Below are 18067 nucleotides of genomic sequence, written 5' to 3' on the forward strand. Positions count from 1 at the left end.
TACGTCATTAACGAGCTAAAATCTCCAATTAATTAACTCCCCAATTAGTTTTAAAATATTGCCGATACAGTTCGCACCTCGGCACGCACTCGTTACCCTGCAATTTCACCAACCCCAAACTGTCTAATTTAAACGCCTGCATCGCCTTTAATTGCACCGGAGAATCCGCCGCCACAATCTCTCTCATCCCCTGCGCTAACTCTGGATATTCTTCTAAATTCCACAATTGGCGGCGCAAATGGTCGCTGTAAATTCCCGCATCTGCGATCGCAGTTTCTTTTAATTCATCGAGTGTCAAATCCGATGGCGAAATGTGATATAATGCAACTCGCACTAAATACGGATGACCGCCGACAATTGCCATCAATTTTTCTACTTCTGCCTCCGACCAATTCAAATTGTGGCGCGCTGCTAAATCTTGTATTTGCTGAGAGTTGAATTCGGGCAAATCTACGGGCAGCCCGACGTTGAAAGGCGATTGATTGATGTTCATCGGGATGTAAACTTCGGTGGAGTGAACTACAATTAATCGCAGTTTTTTCCAGATGTCGCGCCGCTTCGATTCTTCGTGCCACGCCCGCAGCAGTCCTAAAAAGTCTTCGGCAATGTCGGGATATTGGAAAACGCGATCTATCTCGTCTAATCCTAAAATTAAAGGACTGTCGATTTGCGGCAAAATGTATTTTTCAAAGTAATCTTTGCAGTTGACTTTGCTGCCGAAAATCTCGTCCCAATAATCGTCTAATTGATTGGGTAAGTGCAACTCGCGCCCGACATAAGCGCAAAACCATTTTAAGAATTTATCTAAGTTGGCAAATACGCCTTTATCTACTAACTGAAAAGTTAGCGGCACGGTGCAATAACCTTGACGGGCTCCGTGATGCAAAATTCTTGCCATCAAGGAAGTTTTGCCCATTTGTCTCGGCGCTTTGATTCTAATTAACGCGCTGGGCTGCACAATAGTTTGATAGCAGCGTTCTTCGATGGGCGGGCGTTCTACATAAAATTGAGAAGCGACATCGACTTGTCCTCCCGGTAATTCGGGTTCGGCGGCGGGTAGAGGTATTTCGTCGCTGCTAATTTCTAATAGCTGTTTTTGTTTTAAATCTTCCGTTTCTTCTGTGAATAATGCGGGTTTTTCTGCGAGCAAATTCAGAACTTCTTCGATAAGAATTGGAGTGTCGGCGGTGGTTTTCCATTCCCTCTGTTTGATGCGGTACAGATAGCCCCGCAAGTCGTGATTTAGAGGCGCGTTCAGGGGAAAGCCGACGCGGATGGGGAGAATTATTGGTTTTCTGTCAGGGCGGGAGTCTTGTAGTTCTTTTGCTTGCTGAACTTGATATGTTAGTAGTTCGCTTTGGTTTCCCGTTGGCGGCAACAGTAGCAGCAAATAATCGCATTCTTGGAGGAATAAATTAATGCGATCGAACCAATTATCTCCCAATCTAATGTTATTTTCTGCTGTGAAAACTGTATGACCGATCGCGCTTAAGGCTATTTCTAACTGTTTTCCTAACTCGCGATCTGGTTCGGCGCTGCGATAACTGACAAATACTTTAACAATTCTGCTGCTGGTGGCTGTTTCTTCCGCTACCGGCGAATTGTCCAGCTCGTCTAAATTTTCCGGTTCCTCAAGTTTAGCCGATCGATGGTCGCTAGCAGCCAGAGTCATTTCAAAAGCCGCGAACAACTGGCGAATTTTACTCAAATCCGCACCTTCTCTACCCTGCTTAATTTTGCTGACTGTATCGATACCAACGCCAGACTCGGCCTCGATTTCAGTCAGAGTACCTTTAATGTTATATCGGTCAGACCATTCTTGGAGCGCCTCGTTAAGTTTCTTTAAGCCAGAGGCAGTGAGAATGCGACCGCGATCGCGTTTTGACTTGAGCACTTCGCTTGCAGTGAAAGGGGAACGAATCTAGAAATTTTAACGCCTTAAGTTCCTATTTTGGGGGATTTTAAGGAAGATAATCAGCCAGCCGGAATTTAAGGAATTTTACTTGGGGAGGTTTTTTTAGCGATCGACTCCTCAAACTCTGTCCTGATAACGGCTTCAACAGTTGAATATATTTTAGGATAAAAAGTTTTTCTTAACTCCCCAATCTCCGCCACTAATCACCACTTAACTTTTTAGAGTAGATACACCAAGCAAAAAAGGAGCAGCCAAATGAGCAAAATCTTACACAGACTGGCAATGGCCGCTTTGGGAACCGCCGCCATTTTTACAATTAATACACTTAATAATTTAACAGAAGCATCAGCCGCTGGTAAATTTGACCAACCAGAAATTTATCAAAACACAATTTTTCCACTTGGCGTACCGGGGCAGTCCCATAAATAGGGCAATTCATTGATTGATTGATTTAATTAAATTAAGGAGAAATTATGAAGTCTACACTGTGTTCGCCACAACCTATAGCTACCAAATCTGACTCGGTTGACGCTGATGCGATCGATGCCTGCACTGCACTTGCATGGGTTGAATTGGTAGCATTAGACGCCAGCGCTCTCACGGGGGACGATTGGCTGGCTTTGTGCGATGATATAGATGACGGGGAAATCTACCGCTGCTGGTTTTTGTGGCGCGATCGCGAAGTTAGCGGTAATTGGGAAGCTTACGATCCTTTGAGCGATCGCCGATTTGTTGCTAAAGGAAAAGTTTTTCTCAAAGCCGCGATCGACTCTTTTGAAGATGCTAGAAATCGAGAAGTCGCCTAACTTAAATTCATCTCAGGTGAATAAAAGTTGTGCCTACAAAACAAGAATTCTGCCAAGAGAATCCGCCAGTGTACAAAGTTTTGTCTGCCTGCGCGAGACTGGAAGAAAAAGGGGTAATAGAACCAGATTTGAGATCAGTAGACCTCTTGCAAAAATCCTTTTCATCAATTGATGGGACGGGCTCTCCGGCCCATCCCACAAGAGTTATTTTTTCTTGTGGGATGGGCCGGAGAGCCCGTCCTAATTATTTTTGCAAGAGGTCTAGTGCCGGAAACGGAATACTCTCAAAGAAAAGAAAAAAAAATACGGCTGCGGGCAAGAGTTGACTGTATGATGCTAGGTGCTTCATCTCAAAAGCTGTTGATAAGGTTTTTCCAGCCGCTTTCTCGTTGCAGCCGTTAAACTCTTTCTCTTTAAACATGACTCCTAAACTGCGATGGCTGTTGCCGGCCGCCCTTAGTCTTTTCTCGATCGCCCTGCCCGCAAAAGCTGATACACTAACATCTTGGCACTTCGATCCCAAAGGCAACCAACTCAATTTAACCACAGATTCAGGAGTTCAGCCGGAAGTCAAACTAATCGCCAATCCCACCCGCTTAGTAATTGATTTACCGGGAATAGTCTTGGAGTATCCTGAAAGTCCTCAAAGCTACAACTCAGCTATCCAACAAATTAGAGTCGGACAGTTTGACACCGGAACTACCAGGTTAGTGATACAATTAACTCCCGGTTATAAGTTAGACCCCCAAAAAGTCCGAGTCATTAGAGAATCTGCCACGCGCTGGTCATTTCAGTTGCCAAATCCCGAGCAAATAGCCGGCAACGAGTCTTTTATACCCACAGCTATTACCCGCATAGAACAAGCAGCAGGTCAAGTTACGCCCACTGTTTCGCCGGGAAATCAGAGAAACTATTCGGCTGATTTGGGGCTGTCAACAGGCTCGGAAATGATAGCCATCAAGCCTCAAATCGAAAGTGCGATCGAACAGTATAGATCCCTGAGCGCCGGAATGTTTTTTCTGGATTTAGATACAGGAAACTATTTGGATATCAAGGGCGATCGAGTATTTCCGGCCGCGAGTACCATCAAGTTACCAATTCTGATTGCTTTTTATCAAGATGTAGACGCAGGCAAAGTTAGCCTAGACGAAACATTAGTTATGAAGTCCGACTTAGTTGCCAGCGGCTCTGGAACTATGCAAGACGAACCAGATGGAACTCGGTTTAGCATCAGAGAAACCGTAGATAAAATGATTACCATCAGCGACAATACAGCCACCAACATGATTATTGAACGTTTGGGGGGAATTGCTAAACTCAACGAGCGTTTTCGCAGTTGGGGATTAACTGATACGAGAATTCGCAATTGGTTGGGAGATTTTCAAGGAACAAATACAACAAGTTCTGTGGATATGGTAAAGCTGCTGGCGATGCTGTCTCGCGATAAATTAGTTTCTGAATCGAGTCGGGAACAAGCTTTAGAATTATTGCGGCACACAACAACTAGAACGCTGTTACCTTCGGGTTTAGGCCCCGGCGCAGTTATTGCTGACAAAACCGGAGATATCGGCTTTGTGGTTGGCGATGCGGGAATTATTGATATGCCCAACGGTAAGCGTTATTTAGCTGCAATCTTTGTTAAACGTCCTTACAATGACCCGATTGTCAGAGATTTTGTCCGTCGAATTTCGCGGATTGTTTACAATTATTTAGACCAACCTGCGGCGAGAGTACCGGATAATTTACGTTGATCAGACAATTCGGCGATTGAAATCGCTACTAAACAAACAAAGTCCGCCTTCGCGGACTTGAAGAGAAGATTTTTAATTACTAAGGACTATTCTTTGCGCTCGATTGCTACAGTCAAATGAGCCGCAACTGCCCCCACTGTAGCAAGTACAGCAGCAATGGGAAAGACTACTGAGCCGGCAACGCCGCCTACTAATCCAGCCATCAGCGGAATGTCTGCCAAAGTCCGCCCTTGCGAGTTTTTGATGACGAGGCGGCGGAGTTTTCCTTGCTGAATTAGTTCTTTGACTTTGCCAATTAGGCTGTCGCCGCTAATCTTAAATTCTTCCACTCTGACTTTTTCCTCGGTTGCAAATTCTGAGGCGAATACATGAGTTTCAACTGTTGGGTTGGCTGAATTCCCGGCCGCTGCTGTTTCGTCTTGTAGAATTGTTACTTGTTGTTCTAGTTGTGAGTTCATTTTGTGTAAGGGCGGGTGAAAACCAGCCGTTTAATTTCTATACCCTTATCTTCGGCGATCGCACTTGGGAATGACAGGCAAGGAAACCCTACAATTTGCATTCGTACTTTCCACCCCTGCTTTTTTACTCAAAACTTTATTTTTGGCGTTAGATCAGGGCGGGTTTATCTATTCCTAAAGGTAGAGAAGATATTGTTTAAACAACCCGTCTCTAGATACAAGTAAGGTGCGTACTGCCAGCCATGTCAAGGTGGCTGCTGTCTGTTGAATCTTTAAGTTAGACACCAAGCGAACTCAAATCAGGGAAAATTATTAAAATTAAAACTTTATATTTCTAGAATGACTTTAAGAGTAATTGCTATCTAGGTACACTCCAGCTATGGCTTGCAATGCCAGTTCCCAAAAGCATCCCAGAGATAGCGATCGCACTGGCGAAGCACAATAAAATCAGAAACGCAAACCGAGTACATCAACGAACATCTGAACCAAGATATTAAGCTTGCAGATTTAGCTCAATTGCTGGGCATGAGTCAATTTCATTTCAGCCATCTGTGGAAGCAGTCGATCGGCACATCTCCCTAACAATATTCGATCGCGCAACGGGTAAAACGGGCAAAGCAATTGTTTAAAGAAAAAGAGCGATCGATTAAGGAAGCGCGATCGCGGCTATTTGACATAAATAGTTTGAGCGGTAGAGAGAATTTCAAAGGCGGCGAATCCAGTTGGAACTGCGATCGATCGCCCGTTTACTGATTAGATCGACTCGTCTAAGTAGTAAGACACAATTAATTACACAAAAGTTTTGCTACAAGCCTTGTTTAGTAAAAAATTAGCAAAAAATCAGTGTGTAATTAATTCTGTCCAATTACTTACTTAGCAGTGCTTCGAGTTCTTCCTGCATTTGGGCGCGATCGAGTAGACCCCAGTTGGCTGTGGGGGCAAAAGCAACTAGGATATCGATGTCGCTGTCTGCATGAAAGTCGTCACGAATGATCGAACCAAAGAGGGAGAGTTCGATGATTTGCCACTGTTGGCAGAATTTGTTGATTTGGTCAATTGGCAGGGCGAGATCGGTTTTCATTCAGCCTCCTTACTTATTGACCACATACTTTGCTTGAGAATCTTCATCAAGCAGCATTCATAGACTCAAGTTAGACTCCTGATGAGCTATCTCTTTACTCCTGTGCGTTGTTGTTGTTTTGCGGTAAGAAATCGCACGATCGTTACTCGGATGGTGGAGGTACGATCTCGATACCGTACTTGGGAGCAGCGGTAAGAATTTTGTCCAAATCTTCAGGAGTCAAGGATGCTCCAAGGGTAATCTGACCATTTACTGCCTTTCCAGCTTCGGCAATAAATTTCTCAAAACCAGCAGGAGTGACCCAAACCATCATCTTAGCGGGTGTAGCGGTCGTATTCGTGAATCGGTGAAGCTGACCTTTCGGTGAATGAAGGAATGTTCCAGCCGTCGCCACCAAAGTACGATCGTCAAGCTGAAATTCAATCTCTCCGTCTTGAACATAAAATGATTCATCTTCTCGGTGGTGCCGATGGGTCGGGGAACCGCCTTGAGGTGCAACAATTACTTCACAAAGCGCATAGGCTTGACCTGTCTCTTCACCAATTGCTTTGAAGGTATAGAGGTCTTGACCAAGGTAGTAAGAACGACCTTGACCAGGTTCAACAAAAAGTCCGTTTAGATGAATTGTCATTTGTTAATTGTTAATTGGTAATTGGTAAAGCAAAGTGTTAGCTGGCTGGCGATGCCTTTTCCTGGAACATTCTTCACGAAGTTAGAATCTTCTCAATACGCCGATCGGGGATAAGCCACATTATTGCAACTAAAACATATAGCATGAAGGCAAACCACGAGTTCACAAAGGAAAGCAGGATTGCTGCGGCATAAATCACCACTGATACTTTACCTTTAAAGTCTCGCCCAAGTGCAATTGCCAGAGTGGAATCTTTACCGTGGTGAGAAATAAGGACACGAGTAAGAATGAAGTAAGCGATCGCAGCCAACAACAGCACAGTGCCATAAAGCGCAACTGGCCAGGCCGCGAAGTGGTTCTCGCCTGTCCAGGCAGTGACAAAGGGAATGAGTGACAACCAGAACAGCAGATGCAGATTAGCCCACAACACATTACCATTGACCTGCCGAGCCGCCTGTAACAAGTGATGGTGGTTGTTCCAGTAGATACCAAGATAAATAAAACTGAGTACATAGCTCAGAAATACTGGAACTAGCGGACGCAGCGCAGCTAAATCAGCTTCATGGGGCACTTTCAATTCCAGCACCATAATGGTGATGAGAATGGCGATTACACCATCGCTGAATGCTTCTAACCTCCCTTTACCCATATTTGTAAATGCTCCTTTTTTGCTTACTTCAAAGTAAGTTGCTATCGAACATATCATTTCTCAATCAAAGTATAGCAAGACTCAGGCAAAGCAACCGGGTTTATGTGAAAAATATAAGAGTCTCAACGAGATATCTGCGAAGAAACTTCGCGATTTGGTCAATTGGTAGGGCGAGCGCAGTTTTCATTCAGCCTCCTTACTTTGAATTAAAGAGGAATGAGTTTATTCTCATCGCTGAATTCAACTAATATGTATTCACGGGCGCTTTCGGGAACAGTATTATCAGACACGATAATTTGCAAACGATTTTGATACTCATGACTAATTCGGATGATGTAGCTGTAAACAGCTTCAATACGTTCGCGATCTAGCCCTTCATAGCCAATATTGCCGGATAAACCATCAATTAGCAGGATATTTGGAAGCTTTAAGTCAAAATGGATACAAGTTAATTGATGTGCAAGCGCATGAGCAACATTGACCATCACTTTAAGACCCTGAGACTCCAATTCATCAAAACGTCTGCCCTCAAAACGTGGTAGGTATGTTTTTCGGTCAATGATTGATGGTCCCGGATCTGAAAAAGAAGGTACTCGGATTTCTTGAAGAATTGCTTGATAAGTTCTGTCTAGAAAACATATGTAATTGTCAAATTCTGAAACTCGGCTATTAGCTAGATCAATCGCCGTATCTAACTCTTCAAGATGGGATTCCAGTTGTTGAATAGTATTGATAGCCTGATCGTGCCGATTATACAATCCGAGATATTCTTCTAGACGCTGCTTCTGCTCCTGTAATTGGGTGCGATGCTGCTCCACTTGTGCGATTTGCTCTGCTTGCTCAGAAACATAGCGACGAGTCCGATGATTGATCTCGGAAGATAAGGTTTGGCGTTGTGCATCTAGTCGGGTGATTTCCTGTTCAATATCGGTAGTTGCAGTGCGATGTGCATTCACTAGCTCAAAGGTTTCAGTGATTTGTTGTTCTAATCTGTCTTGTTCCTTAATCAAATCATCTTGGGTAATTTGAGGTTCTGGTTGTTGCAGGCAAAGATAACAAATTTCTGGTTGGGTTCGGGATTGTTGAATAGAAGAGCCACAGCGCGGGCAGGAAAGGAAATCGAAATCTAACAAATAGTTTCCTGCTACAATGGATTTGGTAAGTCTGGCACTTTGGGTTTGTAGTTGGGCAATGAGACTCTGTTTCTGTGCAAAGCTATATTGCTCATACTGAAGCTTCTGGTGAAGTTCATCCAATTGCTGCTGCACTTCTAAGAGGTTCTCTCGCAACTCATCCGTATTTGTATAGCCTCGAATTTCCTGCCCTAGAGTTTCTGAATCCAAATATGCTGTTTCTAGTTCTCTACTTACATTGTTAAGGTTCTGGACAATGGCTGCCCGATTCTCAAACGGCGTTCCAGTAAGAAATTCATCAATTGTTTTAGTGTAATTATGTAACCGCCGAATTTCACTTACTGTTTCACTGCGTTTCATCTGTAGCTGAGCTATTTCGACATCATACTTGCCATAAATAACTTCAAAGACATACTTGCGTTTGTTGTTTTTTGAAAAATTGGTATGTCCAAAAACGCTACTGTCAATTTCATCTTGGCGAAGATGGCAATACATCATGTAATCATTGATAGATAAAGGTGATGTATCGCTGTCATCTTGAGTCGGGGCTGTAGGAACTTTCAAAGTTGGCAAGTTGAGTTTTTCTAGCAACCACGTTCCATAGGTTTCTTCATCAGATTTACCAAGCAAAGCTGGTAAACGTTTTGTCTCATTTTCACCAGCGATAGAAATCAGTGCATCACGGGTCGTAACGAAAGGTCTGATAATCTCATACGCATTGTCGCCAATGATAATCTCTCCAGCAAGATTAGTGATGTTCTCTCGTGCTTCCCTTGAAAAATCTTTGAGAATAGAACCCAACAACCCGCGAAAGCACTTGATCAAGGTTGTTTTGCCAGTTGTGATCGAACCAGTGATGATTTTCAGTCCTGGTGTTAGGGAAAATTCACGACCAGTGCCTACCAAGTCGATTTTATTGATGTGAATTCTCATAACTTTTGCCCCCAAGAAGCACCAGTAACTTCAGGAAAATGCTTGTAAATAAAATTCTTGAGATTACTACCAGAAAGGTCGAAATTATTTTTTAGAAGTTTGATACGTGCGCTAGTTTCTTGCCAAGAATCTTCCTTGGTAAGTTTTTTGGCAAGTTCTGAACCTAATGTTGTAGTACGATAGTCAATCCCTTGATTGTGGGAAGCAGTTTCAACTAACCCTTTACCAATGAGCTTGCCAAGTATGGCATAATATGACGGGTCCCAAGGACCGTATCGATAGCGAATCATGCGCCCCTCAATATTGTGTTGCTCTTCAGAGGCTACTTCCATAACTTGGCTTGATGTACGAATCGCTAGAGCGCGTTGCATGAAGCCTGGATAGCGTAGCAGAAAATCAAGCTTAGCTAATTTTGTTCTGCCTTCCAGAGATTTGGTTCGTGTAGTGAAAGCATTAATAAGCAACAGGATACGTGCTTCACTTTCTATAGAAGGTTGAAATAGTTCCTTACGCAATTTTAACCCCCCAATCAATGCGACACTCATCAGAAAGTCCACAGACTGCACCAAGTAACAGATAAGGATCTTGTTTGTATAGTCGATTGGGATCAACAGAACTTACTGTTTGAGTTATTTCCTTCCGAAGTTCTAGCCAGATGGTCTTAGCTGGCTTATCTGAGTCCTCAAACCTTTCAACAACCGAATTGGCAAGCGTTTCGAGCCGAAGTTGCGCATCGACAATTTTTTCTTCTTCCATAAAGAAGCCTGATGATAAAATTTCGGCTTCACGGATAGAGGCATTTGCTCGTAGCTCTTTGGCATTTTTAATTATACGTTCAGTCGCTCCCCCTGCTATGAGTTTCTTTTCTAGCTTCGTTGGAGTAGGTGCATTGAGATCAGTAATTCGCAGCAGCAAGGGATAATCGCCACTTGTGAGGGAGCCGAGGATATCAGTGATATTGCTGGCAGTAAGGCGTTTTGCATCGATTCTGGATCTGTTCCCATCTTCAATCTCCTCTACCTTCGCGATGTAATGATACAAAAGATTCTCCAATCGATCGCATGACATTGCTCGAAGAATTTCATCAGTAAGTTTTTCCTCTAAAGATTCGATTTCACAGATTGTGGTGCTTGCTGAGACTTGCCCCATTAGGTGAATATTATGTGATGTAATATGTGTTCTAGGAGGCTGATTGGGATGAACAGTGACAGCTTTTAGAAAAACTCTGCATTTAGAATCTTCAATCTCAAGTTTTTGAGATACTTTCTGTATAATTTCGTCTGAAATATCCGTCTTGCCTGGAGCTAAGGCATTAAGCTCATCTCTTGAAGATATCGCTCCTTCGATAAAGAGACTGTATTTAGCTTCTAAATGGGATGTTTCATGAAAAGCTCGATATAAACTTTTTAACCCATCTATAGCATCAGTCAATTTCCATGAACCTCGTTCTGCATTCCGAGTTTTAACTTGGATGAAATGCCAATAATCATCGTATTCAATGACAATATCTTCAAAGTGCTCCATGATGATGGAGCGGATCTTCTCCTTACGCGCACATGCCAGACAAAAAGGCAAAGCAAGTTGAGCCTGATAGCGAAACCGTTTCAACGTATCTGTGCCTGTATCATCGGGCGGTGTCAGATGGAGAGGATTTTTCATCGCGTACTGCTCTGGAAGCGTTGGGTAAGGCTAGATATCTAATTATCGTCGGTATTCGCATAATAAGCTTAAATCACCATCAGCGCTACACTAAGTTAGGTAAATATTTTTATATACTCATGACTATTTTTACTCTGCGATCGATCAAAAAAGACTTCGGCATCAAGGAACTCTTGACAGATGCCAGCTTCAGCCTCGATGAAGGCGATAAAGTCGGACTCATCGGCACTAACGGTTCCGGGAAATCAACCCTGCTGAAAATGATTGCGGGTATGGAGTCGATCGACTCTGGCGATCGCTGGGTCAATCCAGGGTCTACAATTGTCTATCTCCCGCAACAGCCCGATTTAGACGAAAAGCATACGGTTTTAGAGCAAGTATTTGCCGACAGCGGCGAACAAATGGCTTTAGTGCGCGAATACGAGGAAATTTCCGATCAATTGTCCCACGGCAAAGGCGATACAGACAAGTTGATGGCGCGTCTGTCGGCAGTGTCGGAACGCATCGATGAGGTGGATGCGTGGGATTTGGAAACCAAGGCGAAATTGATTTTGACCAAGTTGGGGATTGAGGATTTTGATGCAAAAATTGCCGATTTGTCCGGCGGCTACCGCAAGCGAATTGCCTTAGCAACGGCTTTGTTGTCCGAGCCCGATGTGTTGCTGATGGATGAACCCACAAACCACTTGGATGCGCTGTCTGTGGAGTGGTTGCAGAACTATTTGAACGGCTATCGCGGTGCACTGCTGCTGATTACGCACGATCGCTATTTTCTCGATCGCGTTACCAATCGCATCCTGGAGATCGATCGCGGCGACCTTTACAATTATGCTGGAAATTACGCTTATTACTTGGAGAAAAAAGCCCTAGCTGAAGAATCCGCAGCCAGCACTCAGCGCAAATTTTCGGGAGTATTGCGGCGCGAGTTAGAATGGCTCAAAAAAGGGCCGAAGGCTCGCAGTACCAAGCAAAAAGCCCGGATCGATCGCATTAAAGATATGCGAGCAGAGGAATTCAAAACAGCCAACGGTAAAGTCGAAATTGCCACAGCGGGCCGCCGGATTGGTAAGAAGGTGATTGAGTTACTGAATATCAGTAAAGCTTACGACGATCGCACTTTAATTAAAGATTTTACCTACAATTTCACTCCCGAAGACCGGATTGGAATTATTGGCTGCAACGGTGCGGGAAAATCGACGCTGATGGATATCATCACCGGACGCATTCAGCCGGATTCGGGTACTGTCGAAATTGGGACAACCATTCATATCGGTTATTTTGACCAGCATTCAGAGGATTTGACGCCGAATGAAGACCAGCGAGTTATTGAATACTTGAAAAGTGTGGCGGAGTTGGTGCAAACGGCGGACGGGGAAATCATTACCGCTTCTCAAATGTTGGAAAAGTTTCTGTTTCCGCCGAACCAACAGTATGCGCCGATTAACAAACTTTCGGGCGGGGAAAAGCGCCGATTATTTCTGTTGAAAGTGCTGATGAGCGCACCCAACGTGCTGATTTTGGACGAACCGACAAACGACTTGGACGTGCAAACTCTGGCGGTTTTGGAGGATTATCTCGAAGATTTTAACGGCTGCGTGATTGTGGTGTCGCACGATCGCTATTTTCTCGATCGCACAATTGACATGGTTTTCGCCTTGGAACCGGGCGGCAATTTGCGCTTGTATCCCGGCAATTACTCGGTGTATTTGGACTATAAAAAAGCCGAAGAAGCCAAGGAAGTGCAAGAACAAAAAGAAAAAGAAAAACTTGCACGCACCGCAGCATCTAACAACTCAAAACCCAAAGCTGTTACTTCAAAATCTACCAAAGTTTCGTTTAATGATAAGCGGGAATACGAGCAGTTAGAGACTAAAATTCCGCAGTTGGAAGCTGAGAAAGCAGAGATTGAGAAGATTTTGTCTAACAATGCTCCGAGCGGGTTTGCTGAGGTGAAGAAATTATCCGATCGTTTGGCGAAATTGACTCAAGAGATCGATCGGGCGACTGAGCGCTGGTTGGAATTGGCGGAACTGGTGGGTTAATTTTAGTTGTCCGAGTGTTGTGCTTAGCTCCTGTTAACAATGACAGGAGCTAGAGGAATTATAAGTGAAAAAAGCCCATGCTGAAACGAATATATATTAACAATTTTCGCTGTTTGGTAAACTTTGAACTGCATTTTGATGCAATTAATCTATTTCTCGGTGCTAACGGCTCGGGTAAATCAACAGTTTTTGAGGTGTTGCAGAAAATCCAAGCATTGGTTAGCGGCGACAGTAAGGTAGAAGGAATTTTCAAACCAGCGGACTGCACCCGCTGGCAAACCTCACAAATTCAGCGTTTCGAGCTAGAAATTCTCGGTAATGGCGGCTGCTACACATATCAATTACAAATCGATGACTATAGAGATAAATGTCGTGTTAGGTACGAGAGTCTGCTCTTTGATAACCAGCCTTTACTACAATTTGAATTCGGCGAAGTTCAACTCTATCGAGATGATTATTCACCGGGCCCGAAATACCAGTTTGACTGGTCGCAATCTATTCTGCCTTCATTAATGCCAAGAAACGACAACACGAAGTTAACTTGGTTTAGAGAACGGATGGCGCGATTTATCATCGTGCAAGTTGTTCCCAGCTTGATGGTCGATGAAAGCAGCCAAGAACAAATGCGTTTGACTCCTAAAATGGAAAATTTTGTTTCTTGGTATCGCTACTTATCTGAAGATCAAGGTAAAGTTGCGGAAATTGGCATAATTTTAAGAGAGGTTTTGGATGGATTCACAAATTTTAAGTTTGAGCGAGTCAGCGAAGATAATTTAGTGTTAAAACTGCGGTTTTCAGGAGAAACCGATAACAGCAAGCCAATTGAATATCGTCTCAGAGAATTGTCGGATGGACAAAAAACATTGGTGGCTTTATACGCGCTGATTTACGGCTGCAAATCTGAAGATTATACCTTGTGGATTGATGAACCGGAAAATTTTTTAGCATTGCCAGAAATTCAACCCTGGCTGATTGAGATTTATGACCTTTGTAGCGAAGGGAAACTTCAAGCATTACTAATTTCTCACCATCCTGAATTAATTAACTACCTTTTGGCTTCACCGATTGGCTATTGGTTTGAGCGTCAAAGCAATGCTGCTGTTCGAGTCAAACGAATTAGCAGTGAAGTAGCTGAAAATTCTGGATTGCCAGTTTCTGAACTAATTGCACGGGGATGGTTGAATGAGTCAGCGTAAAGTTCAGATTGTCATTCTCTGCGAGGACAGACAGCAGGAGGTTTTTGCGCGTTATTTTCTAAAAAAACGAGGTTTTACAGGTCTATTTCGGGCTAAAATTTGTCCGAAAGGTAGCCAATCAGGAGAACAATATGTACGCAGTCAGTATCCGGTGGAAGTGAAAGCTTATCGACAGAAGAAAAACCGGGTGTCGATTGGATTAGTCGTGTTAATTGATGCAGATACGGGTACGCTGGAAGCAAGACTCAATCAGTTAGCTAGTGTCCTTGATGAAAATGATCTGGAAAATAGGCGATCGAATGAAGCGATCGCGATTTTTGTTGCTAAGCGCAATATTGAGACTTGGATACACTATTTGCAGGGAGAAACCGTGAATGAGGAGACTGTTTATGCAAAATTTGAGAATAATGAGGCTGTTTGCAAAACCGCTGTTGAGGATTTAGCCGATCAATGTTATTCTCAGAGCTTACCAGAAGATGCGCCACGATCGCTTCAGGCAGCTTGTGAGGAATTACAGCGGTTGTTACCACTTGTGGATCCATGAGTTATGAAAAAATTTGGAATTTGTGATTATTTTTAACCAAACAGACCAACAAATTTAAAACTGGTAAAAGTCTGAAATTCTTTTCAACGCTGCAATGCAAGCGGACACAGCGGCAAAAACCCGCTTTTTTTGTGAGATCCTCAAGTAAAGCTTTGTGTCAAAAACTGTGAATGCCCGGAGGATGGGGTTGACAAAAGCAGTAGAACGTGCATTAAAAGTCAGGGTAAGCGAGTAAGACTGGCAGCAGAAAGCAGGGGCGAAAAAAGCCCAAAAGTAAGTACAACAAAAGTCGATCGGGCAAAGTAAGTTGGCTGAACACTAAAAATATGGTGATGGGTGAGATACAATTGACCTGTTCTTAACCAAGAATTGGTTAACATCACAAGTATCCTGTAGAAGTCTGATAGTTGAGAATCTCAGGGTTGTCGAGGAGCGGGAGCAAACAGAAAACTATGCCTCAAAAAGTAATCGCCGAACAGATGTCTTTGGAATCAGCGTCAGAGCCGATCGCCGTGGTGGCGACAGTGGAAACAGTGCCAGCCGAAGCAGTGGCAGTAGAGTCCTACGCCGATCGGTTGATGGATGAACTGTTTGAAGGAGTCGATCGAGCATTCGACGGTAGCGGCGGACTGGCAGCCGAACCCGTGCAGCCAGAATTCGTGGCGCTCAAGTCGATCTCGGTACCTCAAATAGTTTTGTCGCAGTTGGCGCCCGCGCCGCAGCGAGGCGAAAAAGACGTAGAAGCGATCGCCCGCCAAGTCGCCCTAGAAACAACCAAAAAACAGCAGTCCAAACAATCATTCGACAGAATGCTGCTCGGAGCAGCATTTGGGTCGCTGCTGCTAGTCATGGGGTTGTGGCTCGCAAGCAGGTCGGGACTGGTGCGCTTGCCCGCCGCCCCCGCACCAGAGAAGCCGACAGCAAGTGGCAAAACAGCACCAGACACCCCGTTTGTCGAATATGTGCAGCGCTCCCTAGAAGCGATCGAACAAAAAAAAGCACCCCAAGCTAACCCCCAACTTGCAGGAGTTCCCGGAGCCCCCATCCCGGGGACGCTGCCGAGCATTCCAATTTCCGGCGCGCCGCCGGCAACCGCAGGTCTTTCGACAGCAGTCAACCGCATTGCTAATGCCCTCGAACAAGCTGCCTCGCAGCCAGGAGCACCAGCACCCCAAGTCGTAGTCATCCCTCCCCCCGCTCAGGTGACGGTGGCTCCGGCTCCTCCGACTCAGGTGACAGTGGCTCTTCCAGCCGTCGCAGGTTCCCCCTCGCCGGCAGATCCCGTCTCAGGTAGGGCGATCGCCGCGGCCGGGAATCGAAGTCCCGTCGCCGCTTCCCCTGCCACGTCGGAGTCTCCCCAGCCGAAGATTTTGGCTCGCGAAACCGAACCGGCACCAGCGCTCCCAGCTCAGCAATCCGCGCCCGCGCCCGAGCAATCCGCACCGGCCGTCAGCAGCGCCCCGACTTCCGCGCACACGTTGGTAGGGATTTTGGAGTTGGGCGATCGATCGGCTGCTTTGTTTGAAGTAGACGGCGTAGCCCGCAGAATTTATGTCGGCGAAAGCATCGGCGCTAGCGGTTGGACGCTGGCAGAAATCAAAAATCAAGAAGCAGTGATTCGCAAGGGAGGAGATGTGCGATCGGTTTTTGTCGGGCAGAAATTTTAATTAGTCAGTTGTTAGTTGTTAGTTGTCAGTTGTTAGTTGTTAGTTGTCAGTTGTTAGTTGTTAGTAGCTAATAAATTAATCACTGGGGAATCTCAAATGCGAAAAACTAACAACAAATAACAAATAACAAATAACAAATAACAAATAACATAGGAATAATAACAAATGGGCTTATTTGACGATTTCAGCCGCTTTCTAGAAACCAGATTAGAAGAATTTTTGCGTAGCAATCCCCATCTGGAATTGCAGGCAATAGAAGAACAACTGAAGGAACAAGAAGAAGACACTCTGCGGCTGATTCTCGATATCCAAAAACAAGAGAAACAACTGCAAGCCGAAATTCTCTCCGCCGCTCAAGAAATTCAGCGCTGGAACGATCGAATCAACAAAGCTAAAGCTGCTCAAAGGCTCGATTTAGCTCAAGCCGCCCAAGAGCGGCAAGCAGCTTTGCTGCGTCAGGGAAATCAGCGCTGGGGTCAAATGCAAGGCTGCAAAGAACGGATTGAAAAAGCAAAAGAACTGTACCGCCAAATTCAAGTACGGCGAAAAGAAGTCCGAGCAAAAGCGGCAGAAGCTGCAACTCGAACTACCACTAAAACAGAGCAGAATTGGGATACAAAGGGTTGGAATCAGAGCTCAACTTATAGAAGTTTTACGGCTGCAGACCCTTTAGAAGAAAAGTTTCAACGCTGGGAAGCAGACGAAGAACTCGATCAAATGAAGCGGAATATAGGCCGATAGTTACCGGGAATTTGGGTAAAAGCCCCCTCCTTTTAGGACTGCTTTAATTAATCCCGCTTGATGATGGAAGTCCCTTAATATAGTCGTCAATCAACTCAGAAACAGGAACTCCCTTTTCGTCAGCCATTTTGGTAATCTTCTCTTTCAATTGTTTGGTTGTTCTAACATTTATTCTCTCAGTTTTCATGGCACGTTATCCCATTGGGATATATAATATAGCCTTTCTCAGAAAGATGAGGTACCATCCGGGCTATGGCTATGGCTATGGCTATGGCTATGGCTATGGCTATGGCTATGGCTATCCTCACTTTTTTGAGAACTGCTATAGTAGTATTCCACAGATAGAATAACCGCCCATCCACATGAGATACCAAGCTCAAACGACTGGTCGGGAAATAATAATAGCTAGTGGATGGCGAACACCACGAAAAACATAGCTTAACTAACTAACTAACGTAAGCTCAAATCAGAAAAGTAAGTTCTGGGAATTTAAACGATCGTACCGCAGGGCCTCCGGAAAAATGAGAAGGAATTCTCAAACGCTTGGGGAGACAAAACCCTCTGGGACTAACTAAATTAGGCTCAATATTTAATTAATCGAACGGATATTTGGTTGAAGAACTGCCGTTCCGATAGATAGTTTGGCGTTGCTGATTCACGGTATGAATAAACTTTTCTCGGAACTTACAAAACTCACCCGACTTAGCCCATAGCAATTGCGAAATCTTGAATTCATACCTATATTCAGCAACGCCAAACGCCATATTTTGGAATAATATCCGTGACTGTAGTTTAGACTAACCAAAGATGAGAACGGTGGCAAAAGAAGAACTAGAGCCACCGCGCTAGGAGAGAATGAGG

Annotated in this window: 20 protein-coding genes; 10 read left to right on the forward strand and 10 right to left on the reverse strand. The window is 44.5% G+C overall.

The genetic code is table 11. The annotated features are described in order from the left end of the window. Window positions 1-28 precede the first annotated feature (28 nt). Window positions 29-1894 carry an AAA-like domain-containing protein gene (locus QUA44_RS14830; protein WP_333252074.1) on the reverse strand — a complete coding sequence of 622 codons (1866 nt, stop codon included), beginning with the start codon at window positions 1892-1894 and terminating at the stop codon, window positions 29-31. Window positions 1895-2170: 276 nt separating this feature from the next. On the opposite strand from QUA44_RS14830, the gene QUA44_RS14835 reads away from it, so the two are divergent. Both QUA44_RS14835 and QUA44_RS14840 read left to right on the forward strand, forming a co-directional pair. Then, window positions 2171-2344, forward strand: a complete 174-nt coding sequence (locus QUA44_RS14835) for a hypothetical protein (RefSeq protein ID WP_333252073.1) — start codon at window positions 2171-2173, stop codon at window positions 2342-2344. A 44-nt stretch (window positions 2345-2388) separates the two neighbouring features. Beyond that, window positions 2389-2721, forward strand: a complete 333-nt coding sequence (locus QUA44_RS14840; protein ID WP_333252072.1) for a hypothetical protein — start codon at window positions 2389-2391, stop codon at window positions 2719-2721. Window positions 2722-2965: 244 nt separating this feature from the next. On the opposite strand, the gene QUA44_RS14845 is transcribed toward QUA44_RS14840, so the two are convergent. Next, window positions 2966-3142, reverse strand: coding sequence for a hypothetical protein (locus QUA44_RS14845; protein WP_333252071.1), 177 nt, complete (start codon window positions 3140-3142; stop codon window positions 2966-2968). On the opposite strand from QUA44_RS14845, the gene QUA44_RS14850 reads away from it, so the two are divergent. Next, window positions 3141-4472, forward strand: a complete 1332-nt coding sequence (locus tag QUA44_RS14850) for a serine hydrolase (RefSeq protein WP_333252070.1) — start codon at window positions 3141-3143, stop codon at window positions 4470-4472. The two genes, QUA44_RS14845 and QUA44_RS14850, sit on opposite strands and share 2 nt — an antisense overlap. 86 nt (window positions 4473-4558) lie before the next feature. On the opposite strand, the gene QUA44_RS14855 is transcribed toward QUA44_RS14850, so the two are convergent. Further along, entirely contained in the window at window positions 4559-4930 is a 372-nt protein-coding gene (locus QUA44_RS14855; RefSeq protein ID WP_333166918.1) for a DUF4342 domain-containing protein, read from the reverse strand. 480 nt (window positions 4931-5410) lie between these two features. Here QUA44_RS14855 and QUA44_RS14860 point away from each other — a divergent pair, with 480 nt between their 5' ends. Together QUA44_RS14860 and QUA44_RS14865 are read left to right on the forward strand one after the other, a co-directional pair. After that, window positions 5411-5512, forward strand: a complete 102-nt coding sequence (locus QUA44_RS14860; RefSeq protein WP_333309755.1) for a helix-turn-helix transcriptional regulator — start codon at window positions 5411-5413, stop codon at window positions 5510-5512. A 39-nt stretch (window positions 5513-5551) separates the two neighbouring features. Continuing rightward, window positions 5552-5683 (forward strand): hypothetical protein, encoded by a 132-nt coding sequence (locus QUA44_RS14865; RefSeq protein WP_333252069.1) that lies wholly within the window; start codon window positions 5552-5554, stop codon window positions 5681-5683. A 112-nt stretch (window positions 5684-5795) separates the two neighbouring features. On the opposite strand, the gene QUA44_RS14870 is transcribed toward QUA44_RS14865, so the two are convergent. From QUA44_RS14870 to QUA44_RS14895, 6 genes are all read right to left on the reverse strand, one after another. After that, window positions 5796-6011 carry a nucleotidyltransferase domain-containing protein gene (locus QUA44_RS14870; RefSeq protein WP_333252068.1) on the reverse strand — a complete coding sequence of 72 codons (216 nt, stop codon included), beginning with the start codon at window positions 6009-6011 and terminating at the stop codon, window positions 5796-5798. Window positions 6012-6153: 142 nt separating this feature from the next. Further along, window positions 6154-6642: a cupin domain-containing protein gene (locus QUA44_RS14875; RefSeq protein WP_333252067.1), complete on the reverse strand. Its 489-nt coding sequence runs from the start codon at window positions 6640-6642 to the stop codon at window positions 6154-6156. A 73-nt stretch (window positions 6643-6715) separates the two neighbouring features. Beyond that, window positions 6716-7348: a TMEM175 family protein gene (locus tag QUA44_RS14880; RefSeq protein WP_333309749.1), complete on the reverse strand. Its 633-nt coding sequence runs from the start codon at window positions 7346-7348 to the stop codon at window positions 6716-6718. A gap of 149 nt (window positions 7349-7497) precedes the next feature. Further along, window positions 7498-9357 (reverse strand): AAA family ATPase, encoded by a 1860-nt coding sequence (locus QUA44_RS14885; protein ID WP_333252065.1) that lies wholly within the window; start codon window positions 9355-9357, stop codon window positions 7498-7500. Continuing rightward, window positions 9354-9872, reverse strand: a complete 519-nt coding sequence (locus QUA44_RS14890) for a hypothetical protein (RefSeq protein ID WP_333252064.1) — start codon at window positions 9870-9872, stop codon at window positions 9354-9356. Before QUA44_RS14890 ends, QUA44_RS14885 begins: the two co-directional genes overlap by 4 nt. Further along, complete coding sequence (locus tag QUA44_RS14895) at window positions 9865-11016, reverse strand: dsDNA nuclease domain-containing protein (RefSeq protein WP_333252063.1); 1152 nt, start codon at window positions 11014-11016, stop codon at window positions 9865-9867. Before QUA44_RS14895 ends, QUA44_RS14890 begins: the two co-directional genes overlap by 8 nt. A gap of 119 nt (window positions 11017-11135) precedes the next feature. Here QUA44_RS14895 and QUA44_RS14900 point away from each other — a divergent pair, with 119 nt between their 5' ends. The 5 genes from QUA44_RS14900 (at window position 11136) to QUA44_RS14920 (ending at window position 17206) form a co-directional block, all read left to right on the forward strand. Next, the gene (locus tag QUA44_RS14900) at window positions 11136-13058 is read left to right on the forward strand and encodes an ABC-F family ATP-binding cassette domain-containing protein (RefSeq protein ID WP_333252062.1); all 1923 of its coding nucleotides are present in this window, start codon (window positions 11136-11138) and stop codon (window positions 13056-13058) included. Between the two features lie 77 nt (window positions 13059-13135). Beyond that, a complete protein-coding gene (locus QUA44_RS14905) occupies window positions 13136-14254 on the forward strand; it encodes an AAA family ATPase (protein ID WP_333252061.1) in 1119 nt (372 codons plus the stop codon). Continuing rightward, window positions 14241-14798, forward strand: a complete 558-nt coding sequence (locus QUA44_RS14910; protein WP_333252060.1) for a hypothetical protein — start codon at window positions 14241-14243, stop codon at window positions 14796-14798. Before QUA44_RS14905 ends, QUA44_RS14910 begins: the two co-directional genes overlap by 14 nt. Before the next feature lie 452 nt (window positions 14799-15250). Continuing rightward, window positions 15251-16465 (forward strand): hypothetical protein, encoded by a 1215-nt coding sequence (locus QUA44_RS14915; RefSeq protein ID WP_333252059.1) that lies wholly within the window; start codon window positions 15251-15253, stop codon window positions 16463-16465. A gap of 165 nt (window positions 16466-16630) precedes the next feature. Beyond that, on the forward strand, window positions 16631-17206 hold the full coding sequence (locus QUA44_RS14920) for a TIGR04376 family protein (RefSeq protein ID WP_333252058.1): 576 nt from the start codon (window positions 16631-16633) through the stop codon (window positions 17204-17206). Between the two features lie 43 nt (window positions 17207-17249). Here the strand turns inward: QUA44_RS14920 and QUA44_RS14925 are convergent, their stop codons facing one another. Then, complete coding sequence (locus tag QUA44_RS14925) at window positions 17250-17393, reverse strand: ribbon-helix-helix domain-containing protein (RefSeq protein WP_333252057.1); 144 nt, start codon at window positions 17391-17393, stop codon at window positions 17250-17252. Window positions 17394-18067: the final 674 nt, after the last annotated feature.

Origin of the sequence: Microcoleus sp. N9_A2 (assembly GCF_036701775.1) — a bacterium.
Taxonomy (GTDB): Bacteria; Cyanobacteriota; Cyanobacteriia; order Cyanobacteriales; family Microcoleaceae; genus Microcoleus.